Source organism: Polaribacter sp. L3A8 (assembly GCF_009796785.1).
Taxonomy (GTDB): domain Bacteria; phylum Bacteroidota; class Bacteroidia; order Flavobacteriales; family Flavobacteriaceae; genus Polaribacter.
This window is the reverse complement of the sequence record NZ_CP047026.1, coordinates 4,069,940-4,091,233: the sequence shown is the minus strand read 5'-3', so window position 1 is coordinate 4,091,233 and position 21,294 is coordinate 4,069,940. Positions and strand designations below refer to the sequence as shown.

At 30.2% G+C, this 21,294-nt stretch carries 26 protein-coding genes; 15 read left to right on the top strand and 11 right to left on the bottom strand.

All coding sequences use genetic code 11. The features are described from left to right. Positions 1-26: 26 nt before the first annotated feature. The 3 genes from leuD to GQR92_RS17100 all read right to left on the bottom strand — a co-directional run bounded on the left by leuD (position 27) and on the right by GQR92_RS17100 (position 3,699). Positions 27-626, bottom strand: a complete 600-nt coding sequence (gene leuD, locus GQR92_RS17110) for a 3-isopropylmalate dehydratase small subunit (RefSeq protein WP_158841638.1) — start codon at positions 624-626, stop codon at positions 27-29. Positions 627-717: 91 nt separating this feature from the next. Then, positions 718-2,115 carry a 3-isopropylmalate dehydratase large subunit gene (leuC, locus tag GQR92_RS17105; protein ID WP_158841635.1) on the bottom strand — a complete coding sequence of 466 codons (1,398 nt, stop codon included), beginning with the start codon at positions 2,113-2,115 and terminating at the stop codon, positions 718-720. Positions 2,116-2,778: 663 nt separating this feature from the next. Then, on the bottom strand, positions 2,779-3,699 hold the full coding sequence (locus tag GQR92_RS17100) for a 1-phosphofructokinase family hexose kinase (RefSeq protein WP_158841633.1): 921 nt from the start codon (positions 3,697-3,699) through the stop codon (positions 2,779-2,781). A 197-nt stretch (positions 3,700-3,896) separates the two neighbouring features. Here GQR92_RS17100 and GQR92_RS17855 point away from each other — a divergent pair, with 197 nt between their 5' ends. The 4 genes from GQR92_RS17855 to GQR92_RS17085 are packed head-to-tail and all read left to right on the top strand — an operon-like array spanning position 3,897 to position 5,979. Next, complete coding sequence (locus GQR92_RS17855) at positions 3,897-4,577, top strand: tetratricopeptide repeat protein (RefSeq protein WP_199269157.1); 681 nt, start codon at positions 3,897-3,899, stop codon at positions 4,575-4,577. Further along, a complete protein-coding gene (locus GQR92_RS17850) occupies positions 4,578-5,114 on the top strand; it encodes a YfiT family bacillithiol transferase (protein WP_199269156.1) in 537 nt (178 codons plus the stop codon). A gap of 57 nt (positions 5,115-5,171) precedes the next feature. Further along, a complete protein-coding gene (locus GQR92_RS17090) occupies positions 5,172-5,639 on the top strand; it encodes an Mpo1 family 2-hydroxy fatty acid dioxygenase (protein ID WP_158841631.1) in 468 nt (155 codons plus the stop codon). Position 5,640: 1 nt separating this feature from the next. Next, positions 5,641-5,979 (top strand): tRNA-binding protein, encoded by a 339-nt coding sequence (locus tag GQR92_RS17085; protein ID WP_158841629.1) that lies wholly within the window; start codon positions 5,641-5,643, stop codon positions 5,977-5,979. Here the strand turns inward: GQR92_RS17085 and GQR92_RS17080 are convergent. The 4 genes from GQR92_RS17080 to GQR92_RS17065 form a co-directional block, all read right to left on the bottom strand. Continuing rightward, the gene (locus tag GQR92_RS17080; protein WP_158841627.1) at positions 5,976-6,359 is read right to left on the bottom strand and encodes a hypothetical protein; all 384 of its coding nucleotides are present in this window, start codon (positions 6,357-6,359) and stop codon (positions 5,976-5,978) included. The two genes, GQR92_RS17085 and GQR92_RS17080, sit on opposite strands and share 4 nt — an antisense overlap. A 29-nt stretch (positions 6,360-6,388) precedes the next feature. After that, positions 6,389-6,547 carry a YqaE/Pmp3 family membrane protein gene (locus tag GQR92_RS17075; RefSeq protein WP_076686390.1) on the bottom strand — a complete coding sequence of 53 codons (159 nt, stop codon included), beginning with the start codon at positions 6,545-6,547 and terminating at the stop codon, positions 6,389-6,391. 314 nt (positions 6,548-6,861) lie between these two features. After that, a complete protein-coding gene (locus GQR92_RS17070; RefSeq protein ID WP_158841625.1) occupies positions 6,862-7,476 on the bottom strand; it encodes a LysE family translocator in 615 nt (204 codons plus the stop codon). A gap of 99 nt (positions 7,477-7,575) precedes the next feature. After that, positions 7,576-8,610 (bottom strand): quinone-dependent dihydroorotate dehydrogenase, encoded by a 1,035-nt coding sequence (locus tag GQR92_RS17065; RefSeq protein WP_158842235.1) that lies wholly within the window; start codon positions 8,608-8,610, stop codon positions 7,576-7,578. Between the two features lie 315 nt (positions 8,611-8,925). Between GQR92_RS17065 and GQR92_RS17060 the strand changes: the two genes are divergently transcribed. The 5 genes from GQR92_RS17060 (at position 8,926) to GQR92_RS17040 (ending at position 12,391) form a co-directional block, all read left to right on the top strand. Next, positions 8,926-9,819, top strand: a complete 894-nt coding sequence (locus GQR92_RS17060) for a transporter (protein WP_158841623.1) — start codon at positions 8,926-8,928, stop codon at positions 9,817-9,819. Between the two features lie 326 nt (positions 9,820-10,145). Further along, complete coding sequence (locus tag GQR92_RS17055; protein WP_158838313.1) at positions 10,146-10,457, top strand: transposase; 312 nt, start codon at positions 10,146-10,148, stop codon at positions 10,455-10,457. An 8-nt stretch (positions 10,458-10,465) separates the two neighbouring features. Continuing rightward, positions 10,466-11,353 (top strand): IS3 family transposase, encoded by an 888-nt coding sequence (locus tag GQR92_RS17050; protein ID WP_158842018.1) that lies wholly within the window; start codon positions 10,466-10,468, stop codon positions 11,351-11,353. 63 nt (positions 11,354-11,416) lie between these two features. Then, the gene (locus GQR92_RS17045) at positions 11,417-11,737 is read left to right on the top strand and encodes a hypothetical protein (RefSeq protein WP_158841621.1); all 321 of its coding nucleotides are present in this window, start codon (positions 11,417-11,419) and stop codon (positions 11,735-11,737) included. A 147-nt stretch (positions 11,738-11,884) separates the two neighbouring features. After that, on the top strand, positions 11,885-12,391 hold the full coding sequence (locus GQR92_RS17040; RefSeq protein ID WP_233270121.1) for an Imm63 family immunity protein: 507 nt from the start codon (positions 11,885-11,887) through the stop codon (positions 12,389-12,391). A 128-nt stretch (positions 12,392-12,519) separates the two neighbouring features. Here GQR92_RS17040 and GQR92_RS17035 read toward each other — a convergent pair whose 3' ends face one another. Beyond that, on the bottom strand, positions 12,520-13,488 hold the full coding sequence (locus tag GQR92_RS17035; protein WP_158838331.1) for an IS110 family transposase: 969 nt from the start codon (positions 13,486-13,488) through the stop codon (positions 12,520-12,522). Positions 13,489-13,900: 412 nt separating this feature from the next. Between GQR92_RS17035 and GQR92_RS17030 the strand changes: the two genes are divergently transcribed. From GQR92_RS17030 to GQR92_RS17015, 5 genes are all read left to right on the top strand, one after another. Continuing rightward, positions 13,901-14,905 (top strand): IS30 family transposase, encoded by a 1,005-nt coding sequence (locus GQR92_RS17030; protein WP_158838205.1) that lies wholly within the window; start codon positions 13,901-13,903, stop codon positions 14,903-14,905. Positions 14,906-14,977: 72 nt separating this feature from the next. Next, positions 14,978-15,457 (top strand): ion transporter, encoded by a 480-nt coding sequence (locus GQR92_RS17025; RefSeq protein ID WP_158841617.1) that lies wholly within the window; start codon positions 14,978-14,980, stop codon positions 15,455-15,457. Between the two features lie 44 nt (positions 15,458-15,501). Beyond that, entirely contained in the window at positions 15,502-15,813 is a 312-nt protein-coding gene (locus GQR92_RS17020; RefSeq protein ID WP_158838313.1) for a transposase, read from the top strand. Between the two features lie 50 nt (positions 15,814-15,863). Further along, positions 15,864-16,055 carry a hypothetical protein gene (locus tag GQR92_RS18055; RefSeq protein ID WP_233269902.1) on the top strand — a complete coding sequence of 64 codons (192 nt, stop codon included), beginning with the start codon at positions 15,864-15,866 and terminating at the stop codon, positions 16,053-16,055. Continuing rightward, a complete protein-coding gene (locus tag GQR92_RS17015) occupies positions 16,036-16,707 on the top strand; it encodes a DDE-type integrase/transposase/recombinase (RefSeq protein ID WP_233269900.1) in 672 nt (223 codons plus the stop codon). The genes GQR92_RS18055 and GQR92_RS17015 overlap by 20 nt, the downstream gene beginning before the upstream one ends. Positions 16,708-16,966: 259 nt before the next feature. On the opposite strand, the gene GQR92_RS17010 is transcribed toward GQR92_RS17015, so the two are convergent. Continuing rightward, positions 16,967-17,860, bottom strand: coding sequence for a hypothetical protein (locus tag GQR92_RS17010; protein WP_158841615.1), 894 nt, complete (start codon positions 17,858-17,860; stop codon positions 16,967-16,969). A 191-nt stretch (positions 17,861-18,051) separates the two neighbouring features. Here GQR92_RS17010 and GQR92_RS17005 point away from each other — a divergent pair, with 191 nt between their 5' ends. Next, on the top strand, positions 18,052-18,945 hold the full coding sequence (locus tag GQR92_RS17005; RefSeq protein WP_158837673.1) for an IS1595 family transposase: 894 nt from the start codon (positions 18,052-18,054) through the stop codon (positions 18,943-18,945). Positions 18,946-19,599: 654 nt separating this feature from the next. On the opposite strand, the gene GQR92_RS17000 is transcribed toward GQR92_RS17005, so the two are convergent. Beyond that, positions 19,600-20,466 (bottom strand): hypothetical protein, encoded by an 867-nt coding sequence (locus tag GQR92_RS17000; RefSeq protein WP_158841613.1) that lies wholly within the window; start codon positions 20,464-20,466, stop codon positions 19,600-19,602. 14 nt (positions 20,467-20,480) lie between these two features. Continuing rightward, positions 20,481-21,182 (bottom strand): Ig-like domain-containing protein, encoded by a 702-nt coding sequence (locus tag GQR92_RS16995; RefSeq protein WP_158841611.1) that lies wholly within the window; start codon positions 21,180-21,182, stop codon positions 20,481-20,483. Positions 21,183-21,294: the final 112 nt, after the last annotated feature.

The window sequence follows — 21,294 nt, the reverse complement described above, 5'->3', positions numbered from 1 at the left end:
GATTTTGTCAAAGACTTTTTTTTAAATTAAAATGGTCTTGTTTTAGCAAAATCGGTAATCTCGTTTTCTATGTTTTTTAAGTAATCGATATCATCAAAACCGTTTATCATATTGTCTTTTTTGTAAGTATTAATTACAAAAGTTTCCGATTCTCCAGTAGCAACTAACGTTACGGTTTCATTAGGTAAATCAACCTTAATTTCTGCTTTTGGATCTGCCATAATTGCTGCAAATAAAGTATCTGCAAATTCAGCTGAAACTTGTACAGGTAAAACCCCTACGTTTAAACAGTTATTTTTAAAGATATCAGCAAATGCTGATGAAATTACACAACGTAATCCAAAATCATACACAGACCAAGCTGCGTGCTCTCTAGAAGAACCAGAACCAAAGTTTCTACCTCCAACTAATATTTTAGAACCTGCATAAATTTCTTTGTTTAAAGGAAAATCTGCTTTTGGTGTTCCGTCTGCATTGTATCTCCAATCACGGAAAAAATTAATATCAAAATCTTTACGCTCTGTAGCTTTTAAGAAACGAGCAGGAATTATTTGATCTGTATCTACATTCTCTGTAGGTAAAGGATATGCTGTACTTGTTAGTACGTCAAATTTATCGTAAGCCATTGTTAATCTGCTTTATGCTTTAAGCTATATGCTAAAAGCAATTTTTATATTTAATAAGCTTATGGCATAAAGCCAATAGCTTATAGCTTTTTTATACTAATAACGTTCTTGGATCTGTAACAACGCCACTAACTGCAGATGCTGCTGCCACTAAAGGTGATGCTAATAAGGTTCTAGACCCTGGTCCTTGTCTTCCTTCGAAGTTTCTGTTTGATGTTGAAACTGATAATTTTCCTGATGGAATTTTATCATCATTCATTGCCAAACATGCAGAACAACCTGGTTCTCTTAATACAAAACCTGCGTCTGTAATAATTTTATCTAAACCTTCTGCTTTTATTTGATCTACAACTTTATGAGAACCTGGTACTAACCAAGCTGTAACATTAGGTGCTTTTTGTCTTCCTTTTACAATAGAACAAAAACCTCTAAAGTCTTCTATACGTCCGTTTGTACAAGAACCTAAAAACACAAAGTCTATTTCTTTACCAATCATAGAATCGCCTTCGTTAAAAGACATATATCCTAAAGATTTTCTGTAAGTATCTACGCCACCTTTTAAACTTTCTGCAGTAGGAATCGATTTTGTTACTCCCATTCCCATTCCTGGGTTTGTTCCGTAAGTAATCATTGGTTCAATATCTGATGCTTCATAATTAAATTCTACATCAAATTCTGCTCCTTCTTCTGTATAAAGAGTTTCCCAATATTTCATTGCCTTATCCCAATCTGCTCCCTTAGGAGTTTGAGCACGACCTTTTAAATATTCGAACGTTTTTGCATCTGGAGCAATCATACCTCCACGTGCTCCCATCTCTATAGACAAGTTACACACAGTCATACGACCTTCCATAGACATGTCTTCAAAAACATCACCAGCATATTCAACAAAATATCCAGTTGCACCAGAAGTTGTTTGCTTAGAAATAATGTATAAAGCAACATCTTTTGGCGTTACACCTAAACCTAATTTACCGTTTACGTTAATACGCATCGCTTTAGGTTTTTGTTGCATAATACATTGTGTAGACAATACCATTTCTACCTCAGAAGTACCAATACCAAAAGCAATAGCACCAAAAGCACCATGCGTAGATGTATGAGAATCTCCACAAACAATAGTTGCACCAGGTAATGTAATTCCGTTTTCCGGGCCTACAACGTGTACAATTCCGTTATTAAGATCTCCTAAACCCCAGTGAGAAATACCATGCTTTTTTGCATTTCTTTCTAAGGCATCTAACTGATTTGCAGATAAAGGATCTGCTACAGGTAAATGTTGGTTTATGGTTGGTGTGTTGTGATCTGCTGTTGCGAATGTTCGCGCAGGATATACAACACTGTTTCCTCTACTTTCTAAACCTAAGAAAGCTACGGGACTTGTAACTTCGTGAATAAAATGACGATCTATAAAAAACACATCTGGTCCGTCTTTAACTTGACGAACAACGTGTGAATCCCATACTTTGTCAAATAATGTATTTGCCATTTGTTTGTTCTTTAATTATTTAAATGATAATCAGCTACCAAAAATAAGAATATATTCTGCTTTAAGCTGCTGTAAATATTTATGTATATTATACCCAACTGTTAAACCACCCTATACAATGCTGATAAACAACAAGTTAACCTCTAAAAAAATACGATGTCTATTTATTTTATGGAGTCTTTAATTTTTATGATAATTCTTTAATTTTAATTCTATAAAAGTAATAAAATGGGCCTTAAAATCTTAAAATAAGCTTCTCTTTATGTCTTACTCTTAACAACAAACTACACCTAAAATAAAACAAATTGTCATTTATACAGAACAACAAAAGAGTGACGAGAAATATTTTTCTTTTATTTCTTTTCTTTTTCCATTGATAAAAAAACATCTTTTATAAGATTCAATAACTAAAAAAAAGTGTACACGTTATTAAAAAATAGTCATTAATAACTACTTATAAATAACGTTTGCAAATTAGCTTAGCCCTGATTGAAACGGCATCCTTTTTATGACTTTTTTTAAAACCGTTATTGCGAGGAACGAAGCAATCTGCTAACTAAAAAGAGATTGCCGCAGTTTACAAAATAGTAAACTGAGCAATAACAAGAATAAAAAGATATAGTGGAAAGCAGGAAATAGCTTCAAATAATTATAGAAAAAAATTTAAACTAGTTTCAAAATTTTATCAATATTTTCTTTGTGTGCCAAATCAGATCCTTCACTTAAGGTGGCGGATACGCCACAAGCAACTCCCCAACGTAACATATTTTTTGGCGTTTCGTTTTGTGTAATCGCATAAATTAAGCCAGCAACCATGCTATCTCCTGCTCCAATAGTACTTTTTACAGAAATTACTGGTGCTTTTACATAGTCTACGCCATTTTTATGTGCTACAAATGCACCGTCTTTACCTAAAGAAACCACCACATATTGAGCTATTTGATCTGCAACCATTTTTAAAGCAAAGGCTTCTTGCTCTTCTTTTGTTTGCGCTTCTACTCCTGCTAAACGTGCCAATTCTTTTTGATTTGGTTTTATTAAAAACAACTCGTTTTTTAAAACTTCATTAAAAACTGGGCCTGAAGTATCTACAATTACTTTTATACCTTTTGCCGTTAATTTTTGAATGATTTTAGAGTAATAATCCGTTGGTAATCCTTTTGGTAAACTGCCACTAATTACAAAAATATCGTTATTCCCTACTTGCTCATTTATCAACTTTTCTACGGGTGACATTTCTGTTTCTACAAAAGGAGTTGTTGGCATTCCGAATCTGAACTGCAAGCCTGTTTTCTCATCAAACACGGCAAAATTTTCTCTAGTCCAAATAGAAATCGGTGTTGCAAAAACATTGATATGTTGCGCTTTTAATAAATCTTTTAAATGCTCGCCTGTTTTACCTCCATAAGGAAACAAACAATGGCTATCTATAGCTAAACGATGTAACACTCTAGAAATATTAACACCTCCACCACCTGGATGATAGGTAATATCTGAACATTCTAATTTATCAAAAGGTGTCATTTCTGCAACTTTTGCGCTTTTATCTAAAGCAGGATTTATGGTAAGTGTTACAACTTTCATTTATTTTATTTTTTGATACTAGTAAAGATAGTTTTTAAAAAAATTAGTACACTTTTTTTTATTGATTTTTATTTGAGAAAATAAAAAACTAATTTTCACCGAATTAATGAATCTTCATAGATTTTTTTTGATAAAAACTGTAACAATATAGGCCTATTGATCGTCTAAAATAATGTACTCATTATAACCAACCTACCATGAAAAACTTTCTAACTTCTTTATTTTTCTTTTTTTTATTAGCTAGTTGTACTTCGCAAAAAAACTCTGAAGACTTTATAACTGCAACACAAGGACGTTATTTATTTAATGATAACGAAGTAATAGAAATCTATTTTAAAGAACAACTACTTTATGCAAAATGGCGTGGTAATAATGATTTAAAATTATTAAAAGTTAGTGACAGCGCTTTTTATATGAAAGAATTAAACGAAAAAATACTCTTTGTACGTCAACCAAAAATGCATATTGAATTGGCTGAAAAAAGAGAACACAAAGGTGTAAAATATCATTTTAGAAAATTATTAGAAGGAGAAAAAACGCCTCACGAATATTTTGAAGCCAAAGAATTTAGCAAAGCCTTGGAAGCTTTTAAAGTGATTCAACAAAAGGATTCTTTAAACCCAACCATTAATCAACACACATTAAACAAGTTAGGCTATACATTTATTAAAAAAGATAATTTTGACGACGCTTTAGAGATTTTTAAAATAAATGCTATCTTATACCCAGAAAGTTCAAACGTTTTTGATAGCATGGGAGAAGCTTATTTATTAAAAAAAGATACTGCAAATGCAATTATCAACTTTAAAAAGGCGTTAACTATAAATCCAGAAAACAGAAATTCTAACCGTTTTTTGAAAAAAATTATAAAGAAATAAATGACACTAGAAGAATTAAAATACCCAATAGGAAGAGCAAATGTTCCAGAAAATATCACAAAAAAAAATATTGAAGATTGGGTTTCTATTTTAGAGCGATTTCCTCAAGAACTAGAATTTTTAACCAAAGACTTATCTGAAAAACAATTAGATACTCCATACAGAGAAAGTGGTTGGACCATTAGACAAGTAGTACACCATTGTTATGATAGTCATCATAATTCATATACCCGTTTTAAATGGGCATTAACAGAAGATAAGCCAGTAATTAAAGCCTATTACGAAGACCGTTGGGCAGAATTACATGATGCTAAAACTGCACCTATCTCTTTATCTATTGATGCTTTAAAAGCTTTGCACTCTAGATGGGTGTATTTTTTAAATGGTTTAACAGAGGCCGAATTAAATAAAACATTTATTCACCCTGTTGGTCATAAAGAGGTTAGTTTAAAAGAGAATATCTGTATTTATGCTTGGCATAGTAAACATCATTTTGCACATATAGAAGAACTAATGATTAGAAATGGTTGGAAATAATAACGATTCCCTTTTTTATAAAAAATAGTTATCTTGTAAGTTTTTAATATCAATTTTATGAAAACTGCCAAAGAATATTTTGATGAATACGCTGTAAGCCATCAAAATGAAACAAACCAAGCCATACATTACGTTTGTGTTCCTCTTATCTTTTTTAGTGTTATTGGTTTACTCATGAGCATACCAACTACATTTTTAGAAAACACTTTTGCGCTTTCTAATCCTTTACTAGAAAATTGGGCAGTAGTTGTAGGGCTTGTTATTTCTATTTTTTATCTGCGTTTGGGCTTTTGGTATTTTATTGAAATGCTCTTTATTATTTTAATATCAATTATAGCTAATTTTTTAATAGGCAATCATGTAAACCTACTGTACACATCCATTATTATTTTTGTTTTAGCTTGGATTGGTCAGTTTTACGGGCATAAAGTAGAAGGTGCTAAACCCTCTTTCTTAAAAGATTTAGAGTTTTTATTGATAGGGCCATTATGGGTGATACAGAAATTAGGAATGAAGAAAAAATAATATGAAAGACGAAATAACCTTCGAAGATTTTTTAAAAGTAGATATTAGAATAGGAACCATTATAGAAGTGAATGATTTCCCTAAAGCTAGAAAACCTGCTTATCAATTAAAAATTGATTTTGGGGCTTTGGGTATTAAAAAGTCGAGTGCACAAATAACAGATTTATACACCAAAGAAGATTTATTACACAAACAAGTTTCTGTTATTGTAAACTTTAAACCTCGTCAAATTGCCAACTTTATGAGTGAATGCTTAGTAATAGGTGTTTATAATGTAGAGGGAGATGTAGTTTTATTACAACCTTCTAAAGAGATTAAAAATGGTGAACAGGTTTCTTAATTTCTAATCGGTTTCAATACTATTTTATCATCATAGAAAGCAATTAACTTAAAACGTTTTTCATGACATAATATTGGTATTGATGAAATAAAAATTTTGTCTTTATCATTATACACCCAATTTCCAACTCCTTTTTTTACAGAACTAAAAAATCGAGTGTCATTGCCACAAGGAGCAGAAAAGGTTTCTCTTATTTTATATTGATCGAAAAGAATAATAGCAGTACCAAAACCTTTTACATTCTTTTTTAAGGTAATAAAGTCTTTATTAAAATCTTCTTTAACAATTTTCCAATTTCCAATAAAGTGAATGGATTTTATCTGCGCATTACTATTTATGGCAACTAAAAAACAAAAAAGAAGTAGTATTTTATTTTTCATTTTAATAGTTTAACCTAAATAAACACTTCCTAATTCTTAGGGTTATTTAAAATTACCAATGCACCAATTACTCCAGGAATCCATCCACAAAGTGTTAGTAAAAAGATAATAAAGAAAGATCCACAACCTTTATCTATTACAGAAAGTGGAGGGAAAATAATAGCAAATAAAACTCTAAAAAAACTCATTTATATATTTAGTTGGTTACATAAATAAGACGTTTGAGTATTCGTTTTGTTACAATGTAAAACATTATTAAACCATAAAAACTCTTACGTTTGCATTGTCTATAAAAACAACATCTTTATTTCCCCCATCTTTTGTTCTATAAAAAAGAACTGTGTTTTTAATTACTTTAGCATTCTCTATAGAAATATACCAACTTAATAAAGAAGTAATAATTTATATGTCATTAAATGTTTTCAATACCTTTTTTTCATATTCCAAAATCACTCGAAGTGATATTTTAGAATTAAAAAAGATAAAAACACACAGCAAGTAATTACAACAAAATCATAATTGCAATAAAGACAAATACTATTATTTGTCCCCATTTTAAATACATTCCTATTTTAGCGTGTTCTTTTAAGTAGTTAGAAATACTGCCTGCAAGAACAGCAATCATTCCAAAAACTAAAAAGGAAACTAAAATAAAGATGCCTCCTAAAGTATAAAATTGAATAACGGTTGAGATCGTATTAGAAAACAAAAACTGAGGAAAAAAGGCTAAAAAGAACAAAGCCACTTTTGGGTTTAAGACATTCATAATAAATCCTTTTTTAAATAACGCTAGAGTCGATTCCTTTTTAACACCATCATTAGATAAAACAATTTTTGCATCACTTTTAAATACTTTGTACGCCAAAAACATTAAATAACTTGCCCCTATTAATTTGATCACAAAAAAAAGGCTTTCATTTTCTTTGATGATGGCAGAGATCCCAAAAGCCACTAATGTAGTATGAACAAGGCAACCAGTCATTAAACCAAAAACAGTAGCTAAACCATATTTTGTTCCGTTTACAATACTTTGTGTAAGTACAAAAATATTATCTGGTCCTGGAGAAAGTGATAAAATAGAAGTTGCTATTGCAAAAGAAATTAAAATTTCTATCATTTATTTTTAATCATTGGAAAATCATTCCTAAATAAGTTATAAATATAAACTTATTTTCAGAAACGCTTGTAAGCACAGAAATATCTACAATTATAAAACCTAAAGTTGTTTTAAAATGGCTTTATTAATACGTTTTACCAAACCAGGTCCTTCATAAATAAAACCAGTATACACTTGCACTAAATCTGCTCCTGCATTTAGTTTTTCTAAAGCATCCTTTTCAGAATGAATACCTCCTACTCCAATAATAGGAAAAGATTTATTTGATGTATCGGCTAGATATTTAATAACCGCTGTACTTTGGTTTTTTACTGGTTGACCACTTACACCTCCATTACCAATTTCTGCCAAACGCTCTTTAGATACTTTTAGATTATCTCTATTGGTTGATGTATTAGAAGCAATTACACCATCAATTTTAGTTTCGCTTACCAATTCTATAATTTCATCTAACTGATTGTTATTTAAATCTGGCGCAATTTTAAGTAAAATTGGTTTCTGTATCTTTTCTTTAGAATTTAAAGCTTTACAAGCAGAAATTAACTCTAACAAATAATCTTTATCGTTCAATTTTGCATGACTACCAACATTTGGGCAACTTACATTTAGTACAAAATAATCTACATAAGGATGCAATTCTTTAAAAACTTCGCAATAATCTTCTGTATAATTTTCTGGAGTAGTTGCAGTATTTTTACCAATGTTTCCACCAATAATTACCTGTTCTTTATTCTTTTTTAGGTTTTTAATGGCAGCTTCCATTCCGTCATTATTAAACCCCATTCTGTTTATAATTCCTTGATCGTCTTTTAAACGAAACAATCTTTTTTTCGGATTACCTGCTTGTCCCTTTGGAGTTACGGTTCCTATTTCTATAAAACCGAAACCAAAGTTTGCCAATTCGTTATACAAAACAGCATTTTTATCAAAACCAGCAGCTAAACCAACAGGATTTTTAAAAGTAATTCCGAATAAAGTTTTTTCTAAACGTTTGTCTTCAACCACATATAAGCTTCTAAAAATTGAAGAAACAAAAGGAATTTTACAAAGGGTTTTAACTAAAGAGAAAGTAAAATAATGAATTTTTTCGGGATCGAATAAAAAGAAAATTGGTCTTACAATAGATTTGTACATGCTTACTAGAATTAATTTGAGTGGCTTATTTCTAGTTTTCAAAATTACAATTTTTATAGCGATAAAACTCTAAAACATATTTCAATTTAAAAAATCACAAACAGTAACTAAAAAAAAACATTACTTAAAACAAACACTTAGGTATATCAAAAAAAACAATGATATAAAATATCTATTCTATAATAAATTAATAAAGAATCTACAAACTCCATAAAAAACCAATAAATTAAAAATAAAATTAAAAAAAATTCAGCCCTATTGTAATTAAAATAATTTGCCTTCGACCAAGCAACCGAACTATTAAAACCATAAAAAATGAAAACAACAAAATTAGTATCAGGATTAATTTTTGGTCTACTATTAACAACACAAACAAATGCCCAAGGCTTACTCGACGGATTTACTCCTAAAAAAGGAGATCTATCTATTACAGCTTCTTACACATCTAGTAATTATGAAAAATTTTATGCAGGAGAAACTAAAATGGATGCAGTTCCTGTTCATAATGAAATTGACCAAAACGTTTATAGTCTTTATGCTAAATACGGTATTACAAACAAATTATCGGTTGTTTTAAATGCGCCTTATATTTCTGCTAAAGGAAATGGTGCTGCAGATCCTGTAAACGGAACTACAGAACAAGATGGTTTTCAAGATATTTCTATCGGATTAAAATACAATGCGTATACTTTTAATTTTGATAAATTAAATTTAAACGTAATTACAGGTTTAAGTTTTGATATCCCTACAGATTACGAACCAAATGGAATTTTATCTCTTGGTAACAATGCCTTTTCTACCAACTTAACAGCAGGTTTACATTTACAAAACGATGCAGGGCTTTTTGCTACTTTTTTAAATTCTTACCAATTTAGAGGAAAAACAGACAATACTGCTGGCGGAGCAAAATTTGATGTACCAAATGCTTATTATGCAACTACTAAAATAGGATACGCTAGCTCTCTTATTTATGTAGAAGGTTGGTTAGATTATTTAGCTTCTACAGACGGTGTAGATATTGGAGGTGAAGGTTTTGCAGGAAATTTTCCTGAAACAAAAGTAGAATACACAAGAATTGGTGCAACTATTTACAAAAACATCATTCCAGAATTAGGTGCTAGCTTAGGTTTTAGCAGCGTAATTGACGGTCGTAATATTGGTAAATCTACCAACTTTTCTGTTGGATTAACTTACAACCTTAACATATAAGGATTATTTAACAAAAACTATAAAAAGGCTCGTGAGAAATCACGAGCTTTTTTGATCTTAAGTTTTTCTATAGAAGAATTATTAAAACAACCTTTTTAAGCATCTAGAAAACCAACTGGAGTAGAGAAAGTTTAATTTTTGTCATTCCTGCGAAAGCAGGAATCTATAATTGGTAAACAAAATAGTGCTTAAAACTCATTTAAGAAATTACTACTTTTAAAAGTTAGCATTTAACCATTCTAAATAGTTTGTTTGGATTCCTGCTATTTTAGCCCCCAATAAGTTCGGAGTGATATTTTAAATTTCAAAACTAATATATTTGAGATATGAAATACAAGAAATGGACTTTAGAACAGAAGTTAGAAATACTATCTGTTTCCGAAGAAATAGGTATCGTTGAGGCCTGCCGAAAATACAGCGTAAGTACTGGCACTTTCTATAGTTGGAAAAAGAAGTTTGAGCACAAAGGAGAAGCAGGTTTAAAAGTTACCTATGACACTAAAAGTAAAGAACTTAAAGCAGCTGAAGAAGAGAATCGAGTGTTACGAAAATTGCTGAGTGATAGAGAAATCGAGCTTGAAGTGCAACGTGAGCTTTTAAAAAAAAAGTTTGGGACGTCCGATCCAAGAAAGATCTAGTAGACACTATTTATAACAAACATAAAATCTCTAAGGCTAAGATTATAAAGATGGTTGGTATTGTATCGAGTAGCTATTATAGAGAACCTAGTGGCGGTAAAAAAGGAAATAAGCCATCTAAAGAGACTTTCCACAAGACTAAAGGTTTTGTATTACAAGACGCTGTAGTTGTGTCTATAAAAGAGATTTTAAAGCACGAGTTTATAGATTGTGGTTATCGATTAATGACCAGCTATTTAACTAGAGATGGTTACACTATCAATCATAAAAAGTTGTATAGAATTATGAAGGAAGAAGGCTTGTTGAAACTTGATAATAGGATAGATAGAAGTGGTTCTGGACGCAAGTTTGTAAAGTTTAGAAAGGTGCAAACTTCTAGACCTTTAGAATGCCTGGAGATGGATATAAAGATGGTTTGGATACCAAGTGTAGGAAAGAATGCTTATTTACTATCAGTTATTGACGTTCACACTCGAAGAATAGTAAAAGACTATTTTTCTTTTACTATTAAACAAAATCACGTTATAGCGCTACTTTCTGAGTTGTTTGAAAATTATGACTACCCTCAAAACGTGGTCATTAGAAGTGATAATGGAAGCCAGTTTATAGCAAAAAAAGTACGTGAATATTTAGGTCTCATTGGAGTGCAACAAGAATTTACACACGTAGCAACCCCAGAAGAGAATGCACATATAGAAGCCTATCATGGAATATTGAAAAAAGAAGTCTTTAATAGGTGGGACTACCAATATTTTGGAGAAATAGAGCAAATACTAAAACGCTTCGTGAAATTTTATAATAATAGAAGACTTCACGGCTTGTTAGGACGTATAACACCAATGGAAAAATGGAATGCAGATGAACATCTTATTAGAATGAAAAAGTTAACCGCTTAACCAATAATCGAAATTTAAAAGATTACTCTTGTTTTATAGGGGTCAAAACATGATGATAATGATATGTCTGAACTAAATATTCGAGTATCAAATATTAGCCAATTTAATTTTAAAAATGCTGAAATTATAGCTTCAACTGAAAACGGAAATATAAATATTGAAAATTTAAATTCTGGACAAATAACTGAATATATAACATTTGAAAAAGCACAATTATTTCCACATATTGAATTAGAAATTGAAGGAAAAACATATACAATACTACCCTATTCAACAGGATTTGAAGACATTATTAGTGGTGGTGGAAATTACACATACCAAATAGATGCAAATGAAAATCAAGAAAAGTACGAAAAATTGAGTTTCTCATTAATTAAGGAATAAAAACGATTTGCCAACACCGTGTGAAAAAAATTGCTTAATTTTAGCTTAACCAAAGTTTGTTGCATTTTTGCTCACTTCAATTTTCCTGCGGAAAATAGCCGTTCACATAAATCGCAACTTTCATTACACAAACACGTTGTGCAACATATGACAAAAACCGTAACTGAAATACAAAATATAGTAAATCAATTGGCAGAAAAGATAAATGCGCCAACTTATTTACTTCCGACTTTTAGCTCACCAATCGGAGATGCTACACCGAATATTGAAGTTGATAATTTAGGACTTTATAATTATGTGATTTCGGAACGAGGAAGCGAATATGAAAGAAAAATGACTTCTGACTTAAACGATTTATTATATTGGATATTTGCTTCTGTGACTTTTTCTATGGCTTGTGATTACGAATTAAAAAATAGAATTGAGGAAAAAGATTGTAGACGAATAATGTTTGAGAAACAGGAAGAATTACTCGGACTTTTAAATACGGAATGGAAAGAAAAGGAAAAGAAAGAACATCAATCAATACTGAATACTAATCCGTTTGATGATTTAGCTGGATTAAGAGCTACTTTTTGCGGAGAATTAAGAGCAAAAGGACTTTCGGAGTCTGAAATTGATAAAAAAGCATACGAGAAGTATCCTGAAAAATAAATACGTTGCACAACAAAGAACTGAGCTAAAAAACAACTCTTTTCTTCATTAAATTTACGCACTATTATTATAGGCTCATAATTCTATCAATTAGTATTTTGAGCTTTTATTTTTTATGTAATTACTATTTATTTTGATAAAACAGAAACGTACGTTTCGTCATATGGTAAACCTGATTTTGCGATAGCAAAACTCTGTTTTATCAATTTATTTGAAACCGCTATTAAAGCCAATTTCTTACTCTTACCCTTGTTAACAATTCGCTCATAAATCTCACGACATCCTTTATTATGTTTACAAGCTGTAAAAGCACAGAGAAACAAGAGGTTTCGTAGTTTCCTATTTCCAACCTTACTTATTCTACTTCTTCCACGTACACTACTTCCAGACACTCTTATCGTTGGAGTGATCCCTACATAACTACATAATTGTGAAGCCGTTTCAAACTTCCTAAACCCATCAGTAATTACGATTAAAAACAATGCCGTTTTCAAACCTATCCCTGGAATACTAGTTAGTAATGTTAATTGTGCTTGCTGGTCTTGTTTTACTAACGAAAGTACTTTTGTTTCGATTCCTAAAATCTCTTTATCTAAATGTTTTTTAGTCCGTTTTAAAGAACCATAAACCCACTTAGAGGGAATCCCTAAAACTTCTTCTCCGTGAATTTTATTCTTTACCGCTGTGCGTTTTTTAATATCACTATCTAATAATCTAAACAACTGTAAGCACTCACTCTGAACATTGGTAAGAGCAGTATACAATGGAACTTCATTGATGCCTCCATATTCACAGATAGCCTTTGCATCACTTTTATCCGTCTTTACTTTAGACAATTTCATTTGGATAAAACGCTTTACAGATAAAGGATTTACAATAGATACAAAAATGCTTTGTTTGTATAAAAACTGAGCTAACCTGTAATGGTAATAACCCGTTGCTTCCATAATTACTAATGAGTTTTTAGGGAGATTTTTTAAGAATATTTTAAACCCTAATTCATCATTTTTAAACTGATCATGACCACTTGTACTTCCATAAACATCAAAAACGTCTTTACTGATGTCAACTCCAAAAATTTCCTTATATTTATTCATAAGAACTGATTTATGAAAGAATAACCTACTTTTACTCACAACAACTTGAAAACGAGATCTAGGTCTCACAGAACTGAACGTGATTTTAGTAGAAAAGAGAGAGGATTACCAATGTTGTCGAAGTCTAAGCTTCACCGTATAAATTAACCTTAATTCTCTCTTTTATTCTTTCTGATTATATACTTAAATTTAGTCTTTTATTATAAAATGCTAACTTAAGCCGTATAAAAATAATGCTTAGTTTAGTGCTTAATCAAGAGTCCGTGCACTTTTGTTACGTCTGATTTTCCTGCGGAAAATCCTCGCATACAAAACCGCACTATTCTTATACAAAACCGTTGTGCAAAAGTTAAGAGGAATTGCCTCCATTCAATAACTTAACGCAACAAATCTAAATTAATAGATTTGTAAAATGGAATTAAAAAAACATAGAAGATTAACTTTAAAAGAAAGAGTGATTATTCAGACACTTTTAATAGAAAAAAAGTCAAAATCATACATCGCTAAAAAACTAAAAAGAGCACCCTCAACAATTACAAGAGAAGTGAATAAATGGGTGCAGAAAAAGGAAGATAATTACGATGCTGAACTTGCTCATTGGTGTGTTAAAGAAGATTATTTAAACAAAAGAAACTTAGATAAAATAAGTACATATTCTCTACTTAAATTTTTTGTCTATAGAGGCCTTTTGTCAAACTGGACACCTGAACAAATTTCAGGAAGACTCAAAGAGCTGTATCCTAATGATCCAATAATGTCTATTTCTCACGAAGCTATTTATAGACATATTTACACAAGACCACAAGCACGTTTAAACAAAAAATTAATCAAACTATTAGTACGTAAAAAAACAAGACGTAGAACCCCTAAAAAAAGACGTGGTGGCGGATCTAAAATAATAAACCAAGTAAGTATTGACAATAGACCACAGCATATTGAACTTAGAAATGAAGTCGGACATTGGGAAGGTGATTTAGTCATTGGAAAGAACCATAAAAGCGCTATTGGAACTATAGTAGAACGCAAAACTAGATTTACTTTAATTGTAAAATTAGAGTCCAAAAAAGCAGGTGAAGTAGCCAATGAGTTTTCTAAAATATTAAACAAATTAAATCCTATTTATAAAAAAACAATGACTTACGACAACGGAATTGAAATGGCTAGACACGAAAAAATTACTCAAAATACGGGAATGAAAATATACTTTGCTCACCCCTATTCTTCCTGGGAAAGAGGAACAAATGAAAATACGAACGGACTCATTAGAAGGTATCTGCCAAAGGGAACTAATTTTAATGAAATTGACATTAATCAACTCCTAATTATTCAAGAAAAATTGAACAACAGACCTCGAAAAATTATTGGTTATAAAACACCTAAAGAAATGATGGATTTAGAACTTAAATTTGTAGCTTAGTAACATCAAAAAACATAAACGTTTTGTTGCGTTACAACATTGAATCCAAGTTGAGCCAAGAAGAAAAATAATATGAAAAAGAGAATTTATGAATTCATAAATAAAAATTCAAGATTTGTTAAATTCATTTACGGATTAATTATTTTAAATGTTATTACTTTAATATTGGAATCATACCGAGAATTAAAAGTATCATTCTCTGATTTTTTTTATTATTTTGAACTAATTTCTGTAATTATTTTCTCGATTGAATATTTATTAAGGTTATGGACTTCTGATTTGGAAAAATCCTACAAAGGAAATTCTTTTAAGAAAAGGCTGAAATTTGGATTTTCAACTCTTGGCTTAATTGATTTATTAGCAATTTTACCTTTTTATCTACCTTTGATATTTCCTTTTGACTTGAGAATTTTAAGAATATTGAGACTTTTCAGATTATTACGAATCTTTAAACTTGGAAGATATTCAAAATCATTAAATACAATAACAAGTGTTTTAAAAAGTACAAAATCTGAATTAGCTATTACTGGTTTTTATTTTAGCCCCCAATAAGTTCGGAGTGATATTTTAAATTTCAAAACTAATATATTTGAGATATGAAATACAAGAAATGGACTTTAGAACAGAAGTTAGAAATACTATCTGTTTCCGAAGAAATAGGTATCGTTGAGGCCTGCCGAAAATACAGCGTAAGTACTGGCACTTTCTATAGTTGGAAAAAGAAGTTTGAGCACAAAGGAGAAGCAGGTTTAAAAGTTACCTATGACACTAAAAGTAAAGAACTTAAAGCAGCTGAAGAAGAGAATCGAGTGTTACGAAAATTGCTGAGTGATAGAGAAATCGAGCTTGAAGTGCAACGTGAGCTTTTAAAAAAAAAGTTTGGGACGTCCGATCCAAGAAAGATCTAGTAGACACTATTTATAACAAACATAAAATCTCTAAGGCTAAGATTATAAAGATGGTTGGTATTGTATCGAGTAGCTATTATAGAGAACCTAGTGGCGGTAAAAAAGGAAATAAGCCATCTAAAGAGACTTTCCACAAGACTAAAGGTTTTGTATTACAAGACGCTGTAGTTGTGTCTATAAAAGATTTTAAAGCACGAGTTTATAGATTGTGGTTATCGATTAATGACCAGCTATTTAACTAGAGATGGTTACACTATCAATCATAAAAAGTTGTATAGAATTATGAAGGAAGAAGGCTTGTTGAAACTTGATAATAGGATAGATAGAAGTGGTTCTGGACGCAAGTTTGTAAAGTTTAGAAAGGTGCAAACTTCTAGACCTTTAGAATGCCTGGAGATGGATATAAAGATGGTTTGGATACCAAGTGTAGGAAAGAATGCTTATTTACTATCAGTTATTGACGTTCACACTCGAAGAATAGTAAAAGACTATTTTTCTTTTACTATTAAACAAAATCACGTTATAGCGCTACTTTCTGAGTTGTTTGAAAATTATGACTACCCTCAAAACGTGGTCATTAGAAGTGATAATGGAAGCCAGTTTATAGCAAAAAAAGTACGTGAATATTTAGGTCTCATTGGAGTGCAACAAGAATTTACACACGTAGCAACCCCAGAAGAGAATGCACATATAGAAGCCTATCATGGAATATTGAAAAAAGAAGTCTTTAATAGGTGGGACTACCAATATTTTGGAGAAATAGAGCAAATACTAAAACGCTTCGTGAAATTTTATAATAATAGAAGACTTCACGGCTTGTTAGGACGTATAACACCAATGGAAAAATGGAATGCAGATGAACATCTTATTAGAATGAAAAAGTTAACCGCTTAACCAATAATCGAAATTTAAAAGATTACTCTTGTTTTATAGGGGTCAAAACAAATTAGAAAGAACTTTGATTTTACACTTTTGAAATTCCAATATTATTAAAATTCGACATATCAGATAATGAAATCACAAAAAAAAAGACCAACCATTTTGTCCATTACGCCAACAAATAATATAAAAAACAAAAGAGGTTATCTTAAAAAGATAACCTCTTATTACTCTATAAAAACTAATAGTTATTTATATATTTTATTTTAAAAAATTAATTTTCTCTACAAAAACTAACATTTTTCATTCTAACTGTTGCAGTTCTATCTCCAGTATCATTTGCTCCGTAAGCACCATATCTAACATAAACACCAGTTGTTGAATATGTATGGTTTAGGTTTTTATATTTAGAACTTTCACCTCTCCAAACTCTTATAGCTGTGTATGCATTACCAGCAGAATTATATCCTGTTTTAAATGTTAAATCATACTCTAACCCTTTTGTAACTTGTCTAAAAAAAGTAACTGTTCTAGCGCCACTATTAGTTGTTGTGTAAGGTGTTGTAGATTCGTGAGTATATAAATTAAATTTATTAGGATCGCTTGTTTTTGTTGCATAAAGTAAAATAACAGCACTTTCTGCAGATTGCCCAACCCTTTGTCCTGCAACAATAGTTCCTACGGCATGTGCTTGTACAATACAGGTTTGCTCATCGCTTAAGTCGTCTATAACAAACCTATAAGATAGTTTTCCGTTTCTATTGTTTGCACGATTTATATCGCTAAAATGACGCTCTACTCTTGTTTTTGTTCCTCCATATCTTGTAGAAGATCCTGTTATTTGATATTTACCATAATTACCAAAATTAGAGTAACCTCCACTATTAGTTCTACAATCTAAGGTTCCTATATTTTTTGGACTAGTTGCATCATTACACGTTTGTGCACTAGACGCACTTGGTCCTAAAGTAGGAAATGATGTTTCATTACAACTTACCCTTGCGTAGACCGTGGGCTCTTTATCATTAATAGATTCTATACCTGCTTCAGATGAGTCATTATTTAAAAGCATTTCGTCTTCATTTGAGCAAGATGATGCTATAATACCAAAGAACAATACCAATAATATTTGTTTTGTTAAATTAATCATTTTTTGTTTTGTTTTCATTTTAATTAAATTTAGGGTTAGTTTTTATAAATAGACTTTTATTAGAAAATCTCATTTGTAAAACTATAAGATTAATTATTTTAGCCTGTCCTGTATTGTATTATCCTTACAAAACAAGGATAATAATATATAAAAAAGTAGAGGTCAGTATTTAAATTCATATCTTTAAAAACAACAAATACAGTAATATTATGAATATATTTAAAGGACAAAACCTTCTAGAGTTTGCTGATCGGTTTAAAACGGATGAAGATTGCAAGAAATACTTGGCAGATATTAAGTGGAAAGATGGATTTCAATGTGTTAAATGTGGTCATAACAAGGCTCAAATAAGAAAAGATTTTTCACGGACATGTAATATTTGCTCTCATCAAGAATCATCTACATCAAACACACTTTTTCATAAAGTAAAGTTTGGTGTTAGAAAAGCTTTCTTTATTGTTTTTGAAATGAGTACGAGTACTAAAAGCCTTTCTGCTAGTTATGTTGCAGTTCGTTTTAGTGTAACAGAAAAGACTGCACGTTTATTTATGCTCAAAATTAGAGAAGCTATGGAAAGTAGTGGAAATAGTCCTATGACCGGTATTGTTCATGTGGATGAATTTGTTTTGGGTGGACGAGAAAAAGATAAAGTAGGAAGAAGTTATAATGCTAAGAAAAAGAAAGCTATAACTGCTGTTGAACTAACTGAAGATGGAAAAGTTAAAAGAATGTATGCCATGAGAATCGAAGATTTTTCAGCTAGTTCTTTGCAATATATTTTTGTGAATCATATCAGTCGAGAAGCTAAAGTGATAACCGACAAATGGAGAGGTTACAGACCTATTGCGAAAGCTTATAATATTACTCAAATAGAAAGTAATGGAGGTATGAATTTTAAAGCACTTCATACAATGATTCATCAGGTGAAATCTTGGATAAGAACAACGTATTCTTGGGTAAGTGACTTTAATCTAAATAGATATTTTAATGAATTTTGTTTTAGAATTAATCGATCACAAAGTAAAGCAACAATATTCAATAACTTAATAACTAAAATGGTTGAAAAGGAGAAAGTAGAACATCACAAAATTATATGTAACTAACTACTGACCTCTATAAAAAAGAATAAATTCTTTAATTTTTACGAAATAATCAATTTATAAAATAAAACTACTAAATATTAAACTTTTAAGGTTTGTTTCGAGCCTTTTGTACAAAAAAATAGATTTTATAAAATAAAGTAATCTAATACTTAGAAACTTACAAAGCAATAAGTAAATTGAATTAAAAATTTAGAGAGAGCTTAAAAAAAGTTTTGGATGTTTGATCCAAGAAAGATTTAGTTAATAGTTTTTGTACAAAAAATAAGGAAAGCTAAAATAATTGACAGGTAGGCAGTTATTATCGTATATGCTTTGATAAGAAAGAGAATAGATCTAGTAACTTACTATATTATAAAGAATAGACTTATCAAGGTGCTCTTAAAAAATCTACTAAAGCTATTTTAAATTATTAGTTTATTTATTATGGCTACCAATTAATCTTCTCTAATTTAAAAAAGGATGGTAGCGGCAATTAATCATAAAAAGTTGTATCTAATTATAAAAAAACAAGGATTGTTAGCCCTAACTTAAAAAAAACGTATCATCATATAAATACATAAAAAAAAGAAAACAGAATACAAATAAAAAAAGGCAGTAATAAAAAATTACTACCTTTAATTTATTAGTTCTGTAAAATTATTTTATGCTATTATCTTATTTTATATCTAAAAATATACCTCCAGAAATAGATGGGCTTGCGTATATAATACGTCCGCTTACAGCTGATGAGTAATTAAGAGAAACACCAAATTTAGGTGTAAGGTAGTAGTTAATTTCTGCACCTAAACTTACAAATTCGATATTGTTTGCAAAAATACTACCTTGTGAGTTTTGACTATTTAAGCTTCCGTTTTTTAATGAGTTTAAAACATCACCTTTCCCTATAAGCCATAATTTATCTTTTATAATATTAGCTCCAAATTCTAGACCTGTTCTAAATTCATCAGAAAAACCTTTAGTTCTATTATTAAATCCTAAATATACTTTAGAGTAAACAGGTAATTCTCCAAGGTGGTAAGATATTCCGAAGTCTGTTCTTAAGTTTTGATTAAATTCGCCATCTCCTGTTTGAAAACTACCATCGCTACCTCCTTCGCTGCTTCCTGTAGGTATTCCAAAGCTTAATGTTGTAGACCAAGCATAATTTTTAATATTAAGAATACCGTATTTTATACCAAACTCTATATCACCAACACTATTAAAGCCTTCGCCTTTTTCAATAACTTCTCCTGTAGTTCCAGAAACAACACTGTTTTCAAAAGATCTAGAAAAAAAAGGGATATAGGCAATAACATCAAACTTTTTTGAAATACCGTATTCACCATATAAATTTATATTAAACAAACCTCTTGTTGTGTTAGGGTCTGTTTCTCCTGTGTCTGTATAGTGTTTATCTGCTTCTAAATACCATGCAGATAGCTTATAAAATCCTTTGTTTTTTTCTTGAGTCCATTGAGAAAAAACAGAATTAGAAAATGAAATAATTGCTATAACTATTAATATGTTTCTTTTTAAAATCATCTTTTTAAATCAATTTAATTATTAAATTCTCCATCACCTACTTTAACTCCAAATGGTTTACACCAATAAAGTAAATATTTATAATTGTTTATACCTTGATTGTTTATCGTATAACTATGTTCGCCTTTAAAAACAGTAACTTTTCCAATTTCTAAAGCGCCATTTATAGAGTTTGGGTTATTTGTTAAATAGACATATAAACCAGGAAGTGCTGTAGTTGCTTCGTAATCGCTTTGTATATCTATTAAAATATTATTTGTGTTTTCAATTTCAGAAACAGTAAAAGATCCCTGTAAGTTGTAACTACTTGTTGTTCTTATAGTGCTTACTTGTGAAACATTAGAGTTTGTAGGAGGAGTTGTAGTTTTTTCTGTAACAGTTATACTTATTGTATCTTCAGTTGGTAATTGTCCTTCTTTAATTACTTCGGCCTTTATAACTGCTGTTCCTTCAGATAAAGCTGTTATTAAACCAGAACTACTTACACTTAGTACGGCTTCGTTATTGCTAGACCAAGTAATATTTGTACTTTCTGGTTGTCCTACATTATTAAAATAAGTAGCTTCTAAATTAGCGGTTTGTGATATGCTAATGCTTTGCGTTGTACTTAAAATTCTTAATTCTGGTTCAACTTCATCAATAATAACATCTTCTCCAATGCAGTTATAGCATATTAGTGTGATTGCTAAAATTATTAATAATTGTATTTTTTTCATACTTTTTAAAGATTTAAGTATGTTGTCGCATATCTTTTCAAGATATTACATAATAATAATTTTATTTTATAATTTTACAAAAAATTTGATAATTCTTAAGCTATGTTTAGAA

Excerpts from the sequence above, each read along its gene's own strand:
- GQR92_RS17090 (WP_158841631.1), top strand. The coding sequence starts at position 5,172 with ATGAAAACTGCCAAAGAATATTTTGATGAATACGCTGTAAGCCATCAA.
- GQR92_RS17000 (WP_158841613.1), bottom strand. The coding sequence starts at position 20,466 with ATGATTTTAAAAAGAAACATATTAATAGTTATAGCAATTATTTCATTT.
- GQR92_RS17100 (WP_158841633.1), bottom strand. The coding sequence starts at position 3,699 with ATGAAAGTTGTAACACTTACCATAAATCCTGCTTTAGATAAAAGCGCA.
- GQR92_RS17850 (WP_199269156.1), top strand. The coding sequence starts at position 4,578 with ATGACACTAGAAGAATTAAAATACCCAATAGGAAGAGCAAATGTTCCA.
- GQR92_RS17025 (WP_158841617.1), top strand. The coding sequence starts at position 14,978 with ATGAAAAAGAGAATTTATGAATTCATAAATAAAAATTCAAGATTTGTT.
- GQR92_RS17055 (WP_158838313.1), top strand. The coding sequence starts at position 10,146 with ATGAAATACAAGAAATGGACTTTAGAACAGAAGTTAGAAATACTATCT.
- GQR92_RS17005 (WP_158837673.1), top strand. The coding sequence starts at position 18,052 with ATGAATATATTTAAAGGACAAAACCTTCTAGAGTTTGCTGATCGGTTT.
- GQR92_RS17080 (WP_158841627.1), bottom strand. The coding sequence starts at position 6,359 with ATGAAAAATAAAATACTACTTCTTTTTTGTTTTTTAGTTGCCATAAAT.
- GQR92_RS17010 (WP_158841615.1), bottom strand. The coding sequence starts at position 17,860 with ATGAAAACAAAACAAAAAATGATTAATTTAACAAAACAAATATTATTG.
- GQR92_RS17040 (WP_233270121.1), top strand. The coding sequence starts at position 11,885 with ATGACAAAAACCGTAACTGAAATACAAAATATAGTAAATCAATTGGCA.
- GQR92_RS17075 (WP_076686390.1), bottom strand. The coding sequence starts at position 6,547 with ATGAGTTTTTTTAGAGTTTTATTTGCTATTATTTTCCCTCCACTTTCT.
- GQR92_RS17060 (WP_158841623.1), top strand. The coding sequence starts at position 8,926 with ATGAAAACAACAAAATTAGTATCAGGATTAATTTTTGGTCTACTATTA.
- GQR92_RS17085 (WP_158841629.1), top strand. The coding sequence starts at position 5,641 with ATGAAAGACGAAATAACCTTCGAAGATTTTTTAAAAGTAGATATTAGA.
- GQR92_RS17855 (WP_199269157.1), top strand. The coding sequence starts at position 3,897 with ATGAAAAACTTTCTAACTTCTTTATTTTTCTTTTTTTTATTAGCTAGT.
- GQR92_RS17065 (WP_158842235.1), bottom strand. The coding sequence starts at position 8,610 with ATGTACAAATCTATTGTAAGACCAATTTTCTTTTTATTCGATCCCGAA.
- GQR92_RS17070 (WP_158841625.1), bottom strand. The coding sequence starts at position 7,476 with ATGATAGAAATTTTAATTTCTTTTGCAATAGCAACTTCTATTTTATCA.
- GQR92_RS16995 (WP_158841611.1), bottom strand. The coding sequence starts at position 21,182 with ATGAAAAAAATACAATTATTAATAATTTTAGCAATCACACTAATATGC.
- GQR92_RS17045 (WP_158841621.1), top strand. The coding sequence starts at position 11,417 with ATGTCTGAACTAAATATTCGAGTATCAAATATTAGCCAATTTAATTTT.
- GQR92_RS17030 (WP_158838205.1), top strand. The coding sequence starts at position 13,901 with ATGGAATTAAAAAAACATAGAAGATTAACTTTAAAAGAAAGAGTGATT.
- GQR92_RS17020 (WP_158838313.1), top strand. The coding sequence starts at position 15,502 with ATGAAATACAAGAAATGGACTTTAGAACAGAAGTTAGAAATACTATCT.
- GQR92_RS18055 (WP_233269902.1), top strand. The coding sequence starts at position 15,864 with ATGGTTGGTATTGTATCGAGTAGCTATTATAGAGAACCTAGTGGCGGT.
- GQR92_RS17015 (WP_233269900.1), top strand. The coding sequence starts at position 16,036 with ATGACCAGCTATTTAACTAGAGATGGTTACACTATCAATCATAAAAAG.
- leuD (WP_158841638.1), bottom strand. The coding sequence starts at position 626 with ATGGCTTACGATAAATTTGACGTACTAACAAGTACAGCATATCCTTTA.
- leuC (WP_158841635.1), bottom strand. The coding sequence starts at position 2,115 with ATGGCAAATACATTATTTGACAAAGTATGGGATTCACACGTTGTTCGT.
- GQR92_RS17035 (WP_158838331.1), bottom strand. The coding sequence starts at position 13,488 with ATGAATAAATATAAGGAAATTTTTGGAGTTGACATCAGTAAAGACGTT.